Raw genomic sequence first — 15,896 nt, forward strand, 5'->3', positions numbered from 1 at the left:
AAAATTGAGGCACTTTATTCTGTGCAATCCTACCCTTTCTCAAGCCACTTTGGATAAATTTCAAAAGAGCCACGATTTTGGGTACGGGCTTCAGTATTTACCGAGCAGCTCTTTGGGTACCAGTTACTCAGTTGGGCTAATAGACGATCGCGATGGGTATTACCAATTTGGAAAAGGTGATCGTAGCGCCATGATCGTCTCTGCTGAGCAGGCGCAGTTAGCCAAGTTTGCTAACAACCCGCTGCTCGGTGCCGCATTTGACAGTGCGAACATCCCAGTGACGTGGCGACCAAGCGAGCTTATTTTAAATCCTGTCCAATATAAAAACTTATATCTCGGTGCACTTGGTGAGTTTGTGGGGCGTGTACTGCTTGAGCATGAATTCGGTGTCCAACTCAATCCGCTCAGTGATCCTAGTCTGTTTGAATTATTTGACTTTGAGATCGGTGATCAGGTGATGGTAGACTTCAAAAATTGGCGAGGGCGACATGACCCTTCTGCTGGTCACGAGCGGGACAAGGTTCTGAGTAAACTGGCGTCAGTCCGAGAAAAGACAGGGCATGAGTGGCGCGCAATGATAATTAATGTTAATCCCGGCGTGAACGGTAAGATCACAATCAATGGCGGGCGAGCAGGTTCGACTGGCGGTAGTCAGGGCGCTCGCATCTTGGAAGTCCCTGGGATGCTGGATAAGGATGGTCAGGTGGTTCTCACTGCCGCGCAACGCAAGCTGATTGGGGGCTTTTTACTTGAATGATCAAGAAATGATTTATACGAACCAGTTGGCTGGCAATTTGAGTTATGCAGCTTTGTCCGGAGACTTTCAGCTGGGGCTTCTGTCAGCTAAGGGCCGCGAAGACGAGCTTGGCCAGCAGCGGAAAGCGTTGCTTGGAATGCACGTATTGTCGTACACTTTCATTCCCGGCATCGGCTACCTTGGGGTATTCAAAGCAGGCGAGGTCCTGCGGATACCGTCAGCGACAACATTTGAGCGACTTAGTTTTGAAGAAAGGCCAGCGGACCACATTTATGCCAACAATATTCTTCAACTGCTTCTCAACCTCGTTAGTCTTGAGCCGGTTCCTCTGACTGACTCAAATCTGAGCGGTTATTTGTATTTGACTCGCGGGGAGTGGCAATTTGGCCGAGATAAAGACGGACAGTTTGCGTTGGAGGCGAAGATTGATCAGGCACAAACGCTTGAACTGAGAGTGGTGTCGTTTTTCAACGAGGCGCTGATGCCCAAGAAAGGTACCCACCAGGCTTCACATTGGGTTTGGAACCGCATCAATAACACAATTGAACGTTATACGGGCCAAAGATCAAGTTCTAGTACGATTTTGGTAAGGGGTAATCCCAGCGACAGGCGCAACGCTTTGAGTTTTCTAAATTTTCAGGAACTTCAGGGTTTTGAGTCAAGTAAGGTTGGTATCAGCAAGCGGCTGGTCGATAATTTGAATTTGCAGTTCAAGCGGTACATCCGAACCCCTTTTAGCTTTTTGGCCATGCCGGAGGTTGCGCACATTCGCCGCAAATTGCCAAAGGTTGATACAACCTGGGCGCAGTTTGCGGGACAGACGCTCAACATCTATCCGGCGAGCGATGAGGCCTTGTGTTCTGAACTGGCCAAGCGACTAGCCGACGTGATGAAGGCAAGTGAAACGCTCAAACAATTGCGAGTTGAGATTGCACTGACAGCAACAGCACAATCTGGTTTTAATCTGCAGGTCGTGCGAGATGCACGTGCCAATGAGACAATTTCAGAACAGTATGAGCCGGCCAGTCGAGATCAAGTCATTCAACATGTTACTGTTGAGAACTTTGGCCAGCTTAATCCCAAGGGTGAGCTGGAGTGGCCGACCTTTGCCTACAAAACTGACGAAAATACCGGCAAATCTGGACACAAACAGAAAGATCCAGCGGAACAACCTGAAATATTGAAGTTGGCGCAGGAGTTGCTGATTCGAAAGGACCTTCTTGATGGGAAGCTCAACATGGTGGCGCCTGCGCTGTTGGCGAGTGCCAGTCGGTTTTGTTTCTATCGTTTTACTCGCCTTGAACCGTCCAAAGAGGACTCAAAGATCTTGGTGACCTCGCTTAAAATCACCCCAGAGGGCCAGCTGCTTTTTAATCAAAAGCAGGTAAATATAGCAGAACGTGAGGATCATGCGCATCTGCCAAGGTTTGTGGCATGGTGGCTTCCCAACTTGGGAATTCATATTTGCCATCGGCCTGGCGTTTCATCGAATGTGCTTTCGAGATAGACGGAAGATTGTACTTTGTTCGGCGATTGGCGACAACGACCCTGCCGAATGTAGAGCACTTAAGTGAGTTACTCGCGGTGACTGACCCAGAAAGAAAGGTTAACGCCGACCTGCTGGTTCATTGTCTGAACCAACTGCGCGAGCAAGCGGGTTTGGATTCTGACAAGATTGATCAGTTGTTGTCGATCCTGGCTAGTGAGCATGGCGTAGTGGCACTGGGACAAATTATAGAGATTATTCGAAAGGCCGGGATTCAGTTTCGAAGCAAAGGATGGCAGGCGATTGCTGCGGCCGTGCAGTCTCAGTTGGGTTACACCTTCTTCTCGTCAACGCGAGGTGCAGACAGTGCTGGCATGTTGAGTGGGTTGAGCGAGATTCGGCTCCTCGAGACTTTGAACAGCTATGCTTACACTGTCGGCGAACGTCAGGGACTAAAGACCAAGATTGAGCGTGCGGTACATCTTCGCGAAATCCGTGGAGTAGGAGCTCCGCAGGCCGCAATTCCAGAGTTTTTCAGTGACTTTGCGCAGATGTTGACAGTTGGTTTTGTCCGCACTGGTGAGTACACCGTCTTGCCATTCCCAATCAAATATCTGCGGGAGTATGAGGACCTGATATTGCATCAGCGGAAGTTTGCCGGTCGGGGGACAAAATCCTAGAGCTACTGATTAGTTGCCTCATCTAAGGTGTAGTTGACGGCGACTTTTGGGGGATAGAAACAAATTACTGATATACAAATTTCACTGGTCAGGCCAGAGAACGCTGGCCAATCGGTGTTGATAATTGCTCCAAGAGTCACATGACCGGATAGGGTGCTGGTACCGTATCCGGCTTTTCATTGTATGGCAAAGGAAGCCACATTACTCGCGCGGCGGCCAGAGAATAGTCGTGATCTGCAGGCTGAGACAAAAAACACTGACGCCTAATTAGACGTCCACACTTGAGTAAATACATGGATTACAGCTTTTCAAAGTAAAATACTTAGCCGATTATAGTCCGATACCTGGAAAATTCTTTTTGACTTCTTCTATAAATTCCGGACTAGGGTCAACGTCCAGTTCTTTTAATGAATCAAAGAAATCTGACTTGGTTGGCAAAGTTCCAGACATTTTTTTGGGATATTGCCAGCATCGAGAGGATAAGGTTCTCTTTGTCACTGGTTTTAACATAGATTGGGTTTTCTTCGGACATTGTCGCTTCTCCTTTATGTGATTCGCCTGAACATGCTGCCTTAATACTGAGAATGATTCGAGTGAGTGTTTCATGGAATGAGAAGACCTTGGCCGTCTACATCTTGGCTAATTTAATCAAGGGTATTCTACAACGACTGGTTGCCTTCCACCATGCTTGTACCAGGCTTTCTCATTACCAACTCCAACAAAGGCTTTGAAATTGGTGAACCTACATTTGGACGAATTTCGATGTAATGTCTTGTAACGGCATCTGTTACAGCCTCGTCACACAAAAACTAGAATATTACAATAATACAAATGATTCGAAATTTGTAATGCTGCTGTATTCGCTCTGTGACCTTGACCCGTTAGTATAGTCACTGTTGAATCGTTACTGGACAAACACATAGGAGTGAATAATTATCAAAAACTCACATTTAGCATGGCTCTTTACAACGGCAGCAGTACTTGGCACGGCAGTAGTGTTGGGGCAAACCAACTCTGTCAGTGCGGCTACCACCGGCGAGTACGTGGTTAAAGCGGGTGACACACTTTCTGCGATTGCCGCAGCAAATAACACAAATGCGGACAAGCTGGCCACGGCCAACAAACTCGCTAACAAGAACGTCATCATGGTCGGCCAAAAGCTGACGCTGGCCATTGCAGCGCAAGCACAGGCCACAACAGCTTCTACCTATACAGTTAAGGCTGGCGACACGCTTTCAGACATCGCAGCCAGCACCGGCGTTAGCCAAGCCACTTTGATCAGCCTGAACGGCATTCAAAATGCTAACGTGCTGATGGTCGGTCAGGTGCTGAAGCTCACTGGCGCGCCAGTTGTTGCGCAAGCACAAACTGCAGCGCCAGCCGTACAAGCGGCACCAGCGCAGCCGGCCCCAGCCGCAACGGCTGCTTCTGCTAAGCAGACACCAGCAGCGCCTGCACAACAGGCTGCTCCTGCAAAGCAGGCGCCAGCGCAGTCGGCACCGGCAAAGACTTACACTGCACCGAAGACCTACACGGCACCAAAGACTTACACTGCACCGCGTTACAGCGCACCTAAGTACGTGGCCCCTAAGACTCGGACGACGCAGCGGACGACAACCTATCGCAGCACTGCGACCGGCAGTGAAGCGGCTGCTAAGGCTGCAATTGCCCAGCGCGAATCGGGCGGTTCGTACTCCGCTCGTAACGGTCAGTACATTGGCAAGTACCAACTCAGTTCCTCATACCTGAACGGCGACTACTCAGCTGCCAACCAGGAAAAGGTTGCTGATCAGTACGTTGCCAGCCGTTACGGCAGCTGGTCCAACGCCCTGGCACACTCCAATGCCCAGGTTGGTACTAAAATTTAACCAGTCAGGATGGCCGAGACGTTAACGCGTCTCGGCTTTTGCTTGCTCACAAAAATGGTATGCCAACAATCGAGGGGCCTCGTCACTTACCATCAAGTTTCAAAGTGTAGTGGGCCTTGTGCAGCATTCTGTCACCAATAAGCAGAATTCGTAACGGCCGAGAACGCAGAAGAAGAGTAAAAAAATGAGCCACGAGGCCCATTTTTGAGTGATTGGTGTCAGGCGATTACTGCCTGCCAGTTACTTGTCGTCGTTATCCTGATCATGCCCGGTTTCCCAGTCAGGATCAAGATCGGCGCCTGCCCAGCCGTCGGGCGAATCCGGTGACACGCCCGTGCCCATGGCCTCGTCCTCGGTCTGCTGATCCTGGCTCCACTTGCTGTAGTCAGGGGAGTCATCATCGGGCTCGTCAGCCGTTTCTTCCTTATCCTCGGCAGCGGCCAGCCGGTCTTCGTCAGCCTCTTCAGCCTTTTCCTCGGCATCGTAGTCTTCGAGTGGGGCAAAGTCGCGGTCATCGGATTCCTCAGGCACGGCGAAGTCGGGCATCTGCTTAATATCTTCGGCGGCTTGCGCCAGGCCGTCTGCGATGCCACGCGTCGCGGCCTTGCTGAGTACACGGTTGATGTAAGCCGTAATCTCTGGCATTTGGGCATCGAGCGCCGCTTGCTCGGCCTTGGTCAGCTGCCTGTTTCGGCTATGGTTGTGCTTGCGTTTACTTCTTGGTTTGCTCATGAGCGATGTGCTTCTTTCTGCAGTGGGAGTCCGCCTGCGACGGTGATGCTGAAACGACAATCATTGGCATCATTATAAATCAACCGCGGCGCCCGGGCCTCGGCCGTGAGCCTCAATTCTACAATACGCGCTCTCGGCAGCGCAGCGCCTGGTGCTATACTGGATGCACGACTAGGGTTTGGTCGAATGACCTCTGGGAGGTAACTATGACTTCGCAATATGATGATCCAGCATTTTTCTCGGCATATGCCAAAATGCCCCGCAGCCAGGCAGGCCTCAAAGGCGCAGGCGAGTGGCCAGACTTCAAGCGGCTGTTACCCGACCTCGCGGGCCTGCGCGTGCTCGACATGGGCTGCGGTTACGGCTGGCAGTGCCGATACGCGGCGAGCCGCGGGGCGGCCAGTGTCCTCGGCATCGACAGCTCGAAGCGGATGCTTGAAGCAGCCAGAGCGCGGACGACCGATGCCAAAATCACTTATGAGTTGGCAGATCTGACCACTTTTCAGCGGCCAGCCGGCAGTTTCGACTTGGTGATCAGTTCGCTGGCTTTTCATTACGTGGCCGACCTCGCGACGCTGATGGCGCACATTAACACGATGCTGAGTCCTGGCGGCACGCTGCTGTTCACCATCGAGCACCCGTTGTACACGGCGGAAGGCCACGAGCAGTGGGTGAAGACAGGGGATGGCGCAGCGGTCTGGCCGGTCGATCATTACTTCGATGAGGGGCAGCGCATGACGACTTTTCTGGGGCAGCAGGTGCCGAAATATCATCACACTCTGGCCACCATCTTAAATAGTCTGCTCCAAAATGGTCTGGCCATCACCGGGGTAAGTGAGCCGCGCGGCAGCCAGGCCGACATCGCGGCCGGTGAGTCTTGGACGCGGGCGCCGATGATGCTGATCGTCCGCGGGACCAAAGACTGATTGAATCGTCATCGCTTCGCCAAGGTTCAAGTGAAAAAATCAAAATCGAATCTTGGCCCTGGCCATTTTTGCAAAACCCACACGACATATCATTTAATATGCGCGGTGGCTCGTTCTGAGCCGTCTGCGATTAGGCTTCTGCGCGGTTGAACCAAATATTGCTCACATTGGCACAGCCTAAAGCGTCGCATATTGCGCCGGTATCGCGTGTTTTAGGTGCGGCGAGGCAAGACGCGGCAGTCTGCGCCTATTTTTTAATATGTCGTGTGGGTTTTTTCAAAAGTCAGCCCCCAGCGCGCGGAATCTTTGTCATTCGGCCCGGTTTTGATCGTCAGCGGAAAAAAATAGGAACGAGCCGAGTGGGCCGAAACTTAGCTCGCCTGGCTCGGTCGGCAGCGCGAAAAGTCCAATCGCGGGCCGGCTTTTGCTGTGTTAAAATCGACGTACTGACACAAAAGGGGCAAGCACATGGCGAGACGGAAGATGCCGAGTATTATGTGGACGCGCGGCGAGCGCATCGTGCGCGATGGGAACGTGGAGATCACCGCGGTCAATCAGGGACAAGAAATCGAGGCGACCGTGTACGGGACCAAGCCGTACACGGTGATTTTAGGCGCGGACACGGATGACGATTACTGCAGTTGCCCTTATTTTCCCGGGCACGGCTACTGCAAGCACATCGCGGCGGTGGAGATTTATTTTCGCGACCAAAATGAAGACGTCGAGGACGTGATCGACGAAGGCGACATGCCGCTCAGCCAACCGGTGTTCAAGTGGGCGGCCAAGCCAGAGCCGCAGTCCAGCGGCAAGCGGTTCATGCAACAGCGCGCGATCGAGGCCGCGCCGCTGTTTCATGGGCCGAACAGTAAAGAAGCTGCGATTCCGCTGGCGCTGAAGGTCACCCTTGGCGTGGCCAGCGTCGAGACGGAGACGTGGGACACGGAGCTGCGCTTTTTCCTTGAGCTGCACATCTCGGCGCGCGAGGGCGGCGGGCATTTTTACGTGGTCTCAGACCTCTGGCGCTTTTTTTGACGCCTATGCGGACGAGGGCCGCTTTGACACGAACGGTAAGGCGAGCTACGTGTTGGCACATGACGCGTTTGAGAAGCCCGAGCGCGATCTCCTGGACGCGATGGCCAGCTCTTACAGCAGTCAAAAGGACCATGACGTGAACAACGCCGCCGCGGCGCGCGAACTGATTCTGCCGCCGGGTTATGTGAGCGATGCGGCCGAGTCGTTTGGCGCGCTGACGAATTTCGAGTTTGTGCCGTACCGCGACCGCTCGTTTCCGCAGGTCGTGATCGCACCGTTCACCCCGACTGCGGGGTTGTTTAACATGACCATCAAACAGAACCATGACGGCTTTCAGGTGGCGCTGGTCGCCGATGCCGGCTGGTGATTCAAGGCGACCAGATGCTGGTGCGGGATGACCACTGTTATCAGCTGACTGCGGCGCAGATGCACCTGGTGAACCAGCTGGTGGGCGATTTCAGCAGTCCGCTCAGTCCGTTGAGCGGTCAGCAAAAGTTGACCTTCCGAACCGATGAAGCCGGCTCATTGCGCACGCTGGCGGACGCGTTTGCCAAAATTGGCAAGGTGACAGGCGCGGAGCTGGTCGCCGCACCGGCCATGACGCCGCACTTTGCGCTGGACCGCGACCTGAACGCGATCACTCTGGATCTCACTTTTGATTATGATGGCAAGGAGATTCCCGCTGGCGCGCCGGCGACGTTAAATCAGCCGCGCGACTCGGTCAAGGAGCGCCAGGCGGTCGATTACCTGACCAGCCTGGGGTTCAAGCCGAGCAAAACGCTTTGGCGGCTGGCGGTGCCGGACGCTGAGACGATGTACGATTTCTACCAGCAGCTCCTGCCGAACCTGCGCGAAAACGGCAAAGTGACGGTCAGCCCGGCGGTGGAAGCGATGGTCCAGGACGGCAAGACGCTGGCGCCAAAGGTCGATGTCAGTGAAAAAAACGGGCTGCTGTCGATTTCATTTTCGATGAACGGTGTTCAGTCCGGCGAAGTCGACCAAATGCTGACCCAGATCGACGTTGAGCGGCCTTACATGACGCGCAAAGACGGTTCGCTGGTGATCTTGGACGAGCCGCTGCGCCGCGTGGCCAAGGCGCTGGCCAACCTGCGCCACGGTCAGCTGCACCACGGCAAGGTCGAGGTGCCGGCCGCCCAAACGCTCGCCGTGCAGGCCGCGCTGGGCAAAAGCGCCGACTTCGATGACCAGGTCAAACGCCTGGCGCAGGACCTGACGCACCCGGAGCAATTCAAAAACGACAACCCGCTGGCCGTGAACGCCGAACTGCGCCCGTACCAGAAGGCGGGCGTACAGTGGCTGGAAATGCTGAACGCGCACGGGTTTGGTGGCATTTTGGCCGATGAAATGGGCCTGGGCAAAACGCTGGAGATGATCGCCTTTTTGACGCATCACCTGCAGGCCGGCAAGCCGAGTCTGATCGTGGCGCCGGCATCGCTGCTATACAACTGGCAGTCCGAGTGCGCAAAATTTGCGCCAGACCTCCGGGTGGCTGTGGTTGATGGCACCAAGCCCGAGCGCACGACGATGATCGAAGCGGACGGCTACGACATTCTGATCGCCAGCTACAACAGTGTGCAGCGTGATGCGGCCGAGTACGCCAAGGGGCCGCTGAACTACGTGGTGCTGGACGAGGCGCAGTTTGTCAAAAACAGCGCGACCAAGACGCACCAGAGTTTGCGCAAGCTGAAGCCGCGCGCGACTTACGCGCTGTCTGGCACGCCGATTGAAAACCGCACGGGCGAGCTGTGGGCGATTTTTGCGCTGGTGCTGCCAGGGCTGTTGCCTAGTAAAAAAAGTCTTCGAGAAAATGGCCCCGGATGAGGTGGCGCTGCGCGTGGCCCCGTTCATCCTGCGGCGCGAGAAGAAGACGGTGCTGAAGGACTTGCCGCCGCTGGTCGAAACCAATCTGACCAACGAAATGACCAAGGCGCAAAAGACCGTGTACCTGGCCCAGCTGGAACAGATGCAGGTCAAGGTCCGGGGGCTGTCCAGCCAGGGCCTGGTGAAAAACAAGCTGGCCATTCTGGCCGGGCTGACGCGGCTGCGCCAGCTGTGCGACACGCCGGCACTCTACGTGGCCGGGTATCACGGCGGGTCTGGGAAGTTGGACCAGCTGGAGGATCTGCTGACAGAGGCCGCGGAAAACGGCCGCCGCGTGCTGATTTTTTTCCCAATTCACGGGGATGCTGGCCAAGATCCAGACGCGGATGAAGGAGTTGAAACTCAAGGACTTTTTGCTTGAAGGGGACACCCCGCCGAAGAAGCGGTTGGCCATGGTCGACGCGTTTAACGCCGGCGAGCGGCCGTTCTTCCTGATCTCGCTGAAGGCCGGCGGGACCGGCTTGAACCTGACCGCCGCCGACATGGTGATCCTGGTCGACTTGTGGTGGAACCCCGCGGTCGAGGACCAGGCCATTGCCCGGGCCCACCGCATCGGCCAGCACCACCAGGTCGATGTTTACCGCCTGATCACGAAGGGAACCATCGAGGAACAAATCGTCAAACTGCAGACGCAGAAACGCGACCTGGTCGACCAGATCCTCAGCGGCACCGAGAACAAGGCGATGCTGAGCGATGCCGAGATCCGGCAGATTCTGGGGATCGAGAGTTAGCTCTAAACTGAATCATTTTCGAACGGACGACAGCTGAGGAAGCTGTCGTTTTTTTTATGCCTCGGGCGAGGCTGCTGGTGTGGCTTTGTCAGGCATTTGCTTAATGAGAAAAAGGCACAACCATTAAAGAACTTTTTCTAATATTCCTGCCATAAATGTGGAATACTAGCTGACTGAAAGCTGATGTACAGGCCAGCATTTAAAATATTTGTTCTCAATTCATTGACAAGTGTATTTTACGGACATATACTAATGAAAATGCAATCTTTCTTTAATAAAAGTTGGATTGGTCAGGCCAGGAGCGGTGATGAACCGGCTGACCCAATTGAACAAGTGGGAGGTGACCATGCGCTGAGCCTGCGGGCCTGGTGGAGTCGGTATGAAAACATTAATTTTACTGGGAAGACTTGGGAAGTTAACCATGAGGTTGGAGGACTTTGTGAATGAAACGACGAAACAAACGCAACGCAATCCTGATTGCGTTGACGATGACGGCATTGCTGGCGGCGTGTGGCAACAGCGGGTCTTCTAGCAGTGCCGATAAGAACGATACTTATAGCTACGTGTTTGGGACTGACCCGGATACTTTTGACTATTCGATCACTAGCCGGACGACGAACACAGACCACCTGGCGAACTTTGAGGAGCCGCTGATGAAGACAAACCGCTACGGCCAAATCGTGCCTGGGCTGGCGCAGTCCTACAAGGTCACAAACGGCGGCAAGACATACACGTACAAGCTGCGCAAGGACGCCAAATGGGTCGACAGCGAAGGCAACACCTACGCGAAGGTCAAGCCGCAGGACTTCATTACCGGGATCAAGCATGACGTCGCCGGCAAGTCGGAAGGCCTGTACGTGATCCAGAATTCAATCGTGGGCCTGAATGATTACGCCAGCGGCAAGACCAAGGACTTTTCTAAAGTTGGCGTGAAGGTGGTCGGCAAAGACAAGATTCGCTTCAACTTGACCCAGCCGGAGCCGTACTGGAATTCTAAGCTGCAGTATGGGCTGCTTGAACCGATCAACGGCAAATTCCTTAAGCAGCAGGGCAAGAAGTACGGTCAGCCAAAAGCCAGCGCCATTTTGTACGATGGCCCGTACCGCTTGACCAATTTCACGTCCAAGTCGGTCATCGAGTACACGGCCAACGACAAGTACTGGGATAAGAAGAACGTGCACGTGAAGCACGTGAAGTACACGTTCAACGACGGCTCCAACCCCGACGCGCTGTATAAATCGTTTGAAAAAGGCGACTACACGCAGGCGCGGGTTTACCCAAACCTGCCAGGCTACAAGCAAGTCCAAAAGCAGAACGGCAAAAACATTGTTTGGTCGCGCCAGGACGCCGGTACATTCAACATCACAATGAATCTCAACCGCCAGTCGTACAACAACACCGACAAAAAAAACGGCCAAGCAGCGTGAGGACACAAGAAAGGCCCTGCTGAATCAGGACTTCCGCTTGGCAATTCAGTACGCGATGGATCGCACCGCGTATAACGCTCAGGCCACCGGCGGCGCTGGGGCCAAGCGGTCACTGCGCAACGAAATGACCCCGCCCTCTTTCGTGCAGGCGGATGGCAAGGACTATGGGACATACGTGCAGGCAGACCTGCGCGCCTTGAATCCGGCAGTTTACGGCAAGATCAAGATGGCTGACGCGCAGGATGGGACCTACAATCCAGCGCTCGCCAAGCGTTTGTTCGCAAAGGCGAAGACGGCACTGACGGCGCAAGGCGTGTCCTTCCCAATTAAGCTGGACTTCCCGCAGGGGCAAAAGAGCGAGCTAGGGCTCAACGAGGTCAAGTCGTTTAAGCGCTCTGAGGAAACCACGCTGGGCGCCAAGAACGTCGAGATCGACATCATCGAGTTGAACGCTGACCGGTATAACGCGGCAACATACGCCGCCACGACTGGGAAGGCCTCTGACTTTGACCTCAGCAACGCGTCTGGGTGGAGTCCCGATTATCAGGATCCGTCAACCTACCTTGACATTTACAAGCCGTCCAATGGCAGCTTCCTGATCGGCTACGGGCTGGATCCCGCGTCGACCCGGTCGCAGTCGAACGAAGCGACCCAGAACAGCATCATCAAAGAGGTTGGTCTGGACAAGTACGAGAGCCTAGTCAATGCGGCCGAAAAAATCACGAACGATGACAATGCGCGGTATAAAGCCTTTGCCAAGGCCGAGGCGTACCTGCTGAGCATCGGCATCATGATCCCGGTCAACTCCGGCGGCGGGGCTCCATCAGTCACCAAGGTTCAGCCGTTCACCACGTCCTACTCGTGGACTGGCGCGGCGTCAGCCCGGCTCGACTACATGAAGCTGCAGTCTAAGCCCGTTACGACCAGTCAGTACAACAAGGCAATGGCGGCGTGGACCAAGAAACGCGCGGACATTGCTAAGAACAACGATTAACCTCCGCTTCACCATGAGTAGTTTGCAATTCGGAAGATCAGCCCACGCGGCTGATCTTTTTTTGAGACATTGCCGGAATTTCGACCACAAAGCCGGCTGGGTGGGGATGGTTGCGCTATACTGACGGCAATTGATCAATTTCGCGTCAAATCTGGAGGTAGGGTCATGAGCAAATTAGCACCACGCACGCGTTTCTTCTATTACGATGACTTGGCGGCGGCGCTGAGTTACAAAGAAGCCGCATCACCTTATACGCATTCGCTGAACGGGACCTGGCAGTTCTGCTACTTGCAGTCGCCGCGCGAAATCCCAGAGGCCTTCACGACCGGCGATTACGGCGCCATCGACTGGGCAACCATCAAGGTGCCGGGGCACATGGAGCTGCAAGGGTACGGCAAGCCGAATTACACCAACGTGGATTTTCCGATCCCGGTCGACCCGACCGCGATGCCTGCGGAAAATCCGACGGGTCTGTATTTCCGCCGGTTCACGTTCAAGCCGCAGCTGACGCGCCAGATCCTGCGCTTTGACGGCGTGGACTCGACGTTCAAGGTCTGGCTCAATGGCCAGCTGGTCGGGGATGGTCACGGCAGTCGGCTGATGACCGAGTTTGATGTCACCGATTTGCTGGTGGCCGGCGAGAACACCATCGCGGTGCAGGTGGGAAAATGGTCAAAGTACTCGTTTCTTGAGGATCAGGACCAGTGGTGGCTGAGCGGCATTTTTCGCGACGTCACGATTGTTGATGAAGGTCGGCTGGATGACCTGCAGCTCACGCCTCAATTTAAGGACGGCCAGTGGCAGGTCCAGGTCGCGATCGAGGCCGCGGCTGACCCGAAGCTGAGTGGCAAGGTGTACTTTGCCGGCGAGACGATTGCTGAAGCTGACTTGGCGAACGGTAAAACCACCATTGACATTCCGGACCCGCACGAGTGGACAGACGAAACGCCGAACCTGTACACGCTGGTCGTCCAGGACGAAACCGCCGGCGCCATGGTGCCGATGCGCTTCGGGCTGCGGCGCGTCGAGATGATCGATGACCAGATTTGCCTGAACGGGGTGCCGGTCCTGTTCAACGGCGTCAACCGCCACGAGTTCAATCCGGAAACCGGCCGCGCGCTGACGCAAGACTACATCCTCAGCGAGGTCACCCAGATCAAGCGCGCTGGCATCAACGCGATCCGCACCTCGCACTACCCGAACACGCCGTATTTTTACGACGTCTGCGATGAGCTGGGGCTGCTGGTGATCGATGAGTGCGACCTCGAGACCCACGGCATGTACGTGACTGAGATGCCCACCAACGATCCGTACTGGCGCGGCGAGTTTGTCAGCCGCGCTCAGCGGATGGTGCACCGCGATTTCAACCACCCGTGCGTCGTCATCTGGTCGCTGGGTAACGAAAGCGACTTCGGTGAAAATCACGTCGCCGAGGCGGCCGCGATTCGCGAGCTCGACGCCAGTCGCCTGATCCACTACGAAGGCGACCGCGACACAGTGGTCGCCGACATGTATTCGACGATGTACACCTCGGTCGAAGACATTGAAAAGCGCGCCGTGAAGCTAACGCATCAAAAGCCGCACATTCTGTGTGAGTACGGCCACGCGATGGGCAACGGTGCCGGCAGCCTGCAGGATTATCAAGATTTGTTCCATCTTTACAAGAGTGTGCAGGGCGGCTTCATCTGGGAGTGGAAGGACCACGGCCTGAAGCAGGACACCCCGGACGGGCCGAAGTACGTGTGGGGCGGCGCGTTCGGCGAGCCGGTCAACGACGCAACGTTCTGCATCGACGGGCTGGTGCGGCCGGACCGGGTGCCGTCGCCTGGGCTGCTGGAGTACGAGCACGTCATTCAGCCGTTCCAATTTTTCGCGGCCCAGAACCACGTCGTCGTCAAAAGCCTGTATCACTACCGAACAACGCATGACCTCGTGCTACGGTGGCAGTTGACGGTTGCCGGGGACAACGTGGCCAGCGGTAAGCTCGCGCTGCCGCCGTTAGCACCCGGCGCGCTTAGCCCCGTTTTTGCCCTAGACTTGCCTGAGATCATCGGCGCCGATGCGCTGCTGAACTTCGCCATTGAGACGACCACAAAGCTCGGGGTGTTTGAGGCCGGCGCCAAGTTGGCGTATGAACAGGTGGCTTACCAAGGCCTGCCGAATCTTGCCGACGCGCCGGCAGAAGTGAGCCAGACGCCGGCCACGGTGACGATCACCCGTGGTGCACTGACAGTCACAGTCGACCGCGGCACCGGCAATGTCACGCAGCTCAGCCAAGGCGGCCAGCCGCTGTTGGCCGGGGACATGGCGCTGACGCTGGATCGCCTGCCCATCAGCAACGACATGAACGTGGTGGCCGAGCGGCAAAAGAAGCGCATCACGACGCTGTTTGCGCGGTGTGAAGGCCTTCAGATCACGCAAAATGACGACACGGTGATGGTGGCGATTCGCCAGCGCATTGCGCCGCCGGCCATCAACTGGGGCATTGAGCTGGCCGTGACGGTCTGGGTCAGCGCGGCCGGTGTGACCATCCGCACCAAGGGCTGGTTCGACGGCGAGAAGCCGACGGAAGTGCCACGCATCGGGTACCAGCTGCCGCTGAAGACCACCGTTAAAACAGTTGACTGGTTCGGCCGGGGCACTGGCGAAAGCTATCCGGATAGTCTGGACGCAGCGCCGCTCGGCCGCTATCACCTCAGCCGCGATCAGTGGGGCTTCCCGTATGTGGTGCCGCAGGAATCCGGCAACCGCATGGGCGTGCGCTGGGCGACGATTGCGACGACGGCGGGGCCAGCGGTGCACGTGGCTGGCCTAGCGCCTGTTAACCTGAACGTCGTCGGTGGGGATGGTCTGCCGCTCGGCGATCAGACCACCGACCAGGTGCGTCTGGATGCCCGGGTTCAGGCGCTTGGCAGCAACAGCTGCGGGCCGCGGCCGCTGAAGCGGTATCGCTTGTACACGGATTCGTTCGACTTCACCGTGACGATGAGCCTGAAGGATTAGTTGTTGCTTGGCGACTCTGAGGGGAAAATTTTCCCGACATCGTCAAAATAATTATGTGAAAGCCATTGACGTAAGATGAGAATGTGATTAGTATAAGAGCTAATCAAATAGCACGTCCATAAACCGATGAGGTGGAGATCAAGACTATTGTGCACGCCCAGAGAGCGACCGGAGCTGTGAGTGTCGTCGAACGCAGATAGTTAAATGGACCACCGAGGGGCTGCCCAAAAACCGAGTGCTTTTTCTTGGTGAGTCAGGAAGCACGTCTGGCACGCGTCAGTTGCCGGCAGGGTGTTAGCCCTGTATAAGAGGGACTTTGAATCGACAATTTCGATCGAGTCCAATTAAGGTGGCACCG

12 protein-coding genes and 2 pseudogenes are annotated in these 15,896 nt (G+C 55.5%); 13 read left to right on the top strand and 1 reads right to left on the bottom strand.

What is annotated here, in order from left to right; all coding sequences use genetic code 11:
• The 4 genes and pseudogenes from JCM13995_RS14890 to apf all read left to right on the top strand — a co-directional run.
• Nucleotides 1-757: pseudogene (locus JCM13995_RS14890) on the top strand (hypothetical protein); the annotation flags it as partial.
• The gene (locus JCM13995_RS04895; RefSeq protein ID WP_054663084.1) at nucleotides 750-2,264 is read left to right on the top strand and encodes a hypothetical protein; all 1,515 of its coding nucleotides are present in this window, start codon (nucleotides 750-752) and stop codon (nucleotides 2,262-2,264) included. The pseudogene JCM13995_RS14890 and the gene JCM13995_RS04895, both read left to right, overlap by 8 nt.
• Before the next feature lie 77 nt (nucleotides 2,265-2,341).
• Complete coding sequence (locus JCM13995_RS04900) at nucleotides 2,342-2,923, top strand: hypothetical protein (RefSeq protein WP_156314321.1); 582 nt, start codon at nucleotides 2,342-2,344, stop codon at nucleotides 2,921-2,923.
• 995 nt (nucleotides 2,924-3,918) lie between these two features.
• Nucleotides 3,919-4,791, top strand: coding sequence for an aggregation-promoting factor (gene apf / locus JCM13995_RS04905; protein WP_305068814.1), 873 nt, complete (start codon nucleotides 3,919-3,921; stop codon nucleotides 4,789-4,791).
• A 240-nt stretch (nucleotides 4,792-5,031) separates the two neighbouring features.
• On the opposite strand, the gene JCM13995_RS04910 is transcribed toward apf, so the two are convergent.
• Nucleotides 5,032-5,523, bottom strand: a complete 492-nt coding sequence (locus JCM13995_RS04910) for a hypothetical protein (protein ID WP_054663094.1) — start codon at nucleotides 5,521-5,523, stop codon at nucleotides 5,032-5,034.
• 206 nt (nucleotides 5,524-5,729) lie between these two features.
• On the opposite strand from JCM13995_RS04910, the gene JCM13995_RS04915 reads away from it, so the two are divergent.
• The 9 genes and pseudogenes from JCM13995_RS04915 (at nucleotide 5,730) to JCM13995_RS04950 (ending at nucleotide 15,538) form a co-directional block, all read left to right on the top strand.
• Nucleotides 5,730-6,449: a class I SAM-dependent methyltransferase gene (locus JCM13995_RS04915; RefSeq protein ID WP_054663097.1), complete on the top strand. Its 720-nt coding sequence runs from the start codon at nucleotides 5,730-5,732 to the stop codon at nucleotides 6,447-6,449.
• Between the two features lie 468 nt (nucleotides 6,450-6,917).
• Nucleotides 6,918-7,481 (top strand): SWIM zinc finger family protein, encoded by a 564-nt coding sequence (locus tag JCM13995_RS04920; protein ID WP_082397725.1) that lies wholly within the window; start codon nucleotides 6,918-6,920, stop codon nucleotides 7,479-7,481.
• Nucleotides 7,482-7,530: 49 nt separating this feature from the next.
• A complete protein-coding gene (locus tag JCM13995_RS04925; RefSeq protein WP_156314324.1) occupies nucleotides 7,531-7,848 on the top strand; it encodes a hypothetical protein in 318 nt (105 codons plus the stop codon).
• On the top strand, nucleotides 7,845-9,323 hold the full coding sequence (locus tag JCM13995_RS14315) for a DEAD/DEAH box helicase (protein ID WP_054663106.1): 1,479 nt from the start codon (nucleotides 7,845-7,847) through the stop codon (nucleotides 9,321-9,323). The genes JCM13995_RS04925 and JCM13995_RS14315 overlap by 4 nt, the downstream gene beginning before the upstream one ends.
• A complete protein-coding gene (locus JCM13995_RS16755; protein ID WP_054663109.1) occupies nucleotides 9,310-9,744 on the top strand; it encodes an SNF2-related protein in 435 nt (144 codons plus the stop codon). Before JCM13995_RS14315 ends, JCM13995_RS16755 begins: the two co-directional genes overlap by 14 nt.
• Nucleotides 9,668-10,114: pseudogene (locus JCM13995_RS14325) on the top strand (DEAD/DEAH box helicase); the annotation flags it as partial. The gene JCM13995_RS16755 and the pseudogene JCM13995_RS14325, both read left to right, overlap by 77 nt.
• Nucleotides 10,115-10,557: 443 nt before the next feature.
• On the top strand, nucleotides 10,558-11,541 hold the full coding sequence (locus tag JCM13995_RS15720; RefSeq protein WP_225350720.1) for an ABC transporter substrate-binding protein: 984 nt from the start codon (nucleotides 10,558-10,560) through the stop codon (nucleotides 11,539-11,541).
• Nucleotides 11,542-11,578: 37 nt separating this feature from the next.
• On the top strand, nucleotides 11,579-12,535 hold the full coding sequence (locus tag JCM13995_RS15725) for a periplasmic substrate-binding domain-containing protein (protein ID WP_225350721.1): 957 nt from the start codon (nucleotides 11,579-11,581) through the stop codon (nucleotides 12,533-12,535).
• A gap of 165 nt (nucleotides 12,536-12,700) precedes the next feature.
• Nucleotides 12,701-15,538, top strand: a complete 2,838-nt coding sequence (locus tag JCM13995_RS04950; protein WP_054663114.1) for a glycoside hydrolase family 2 — start codon at nucleotides 12,701-12,703, stop codon at nucleotides 15,536-15,538.
• Nucleotides 15,539-15,896: the final 358 nt, after the last annotated feature.

It is taken from the genome of Lacticaseibacillus camelliae DSM 22697 = JCM 13995 (assembly GCF_001311195.1).
GTDB lineage: Bacteria > Bacillota > Bacilli > Lactobacillales > Lactobacillaceae > Lacticaseibacillus > Lacticaseibacillus camelliae.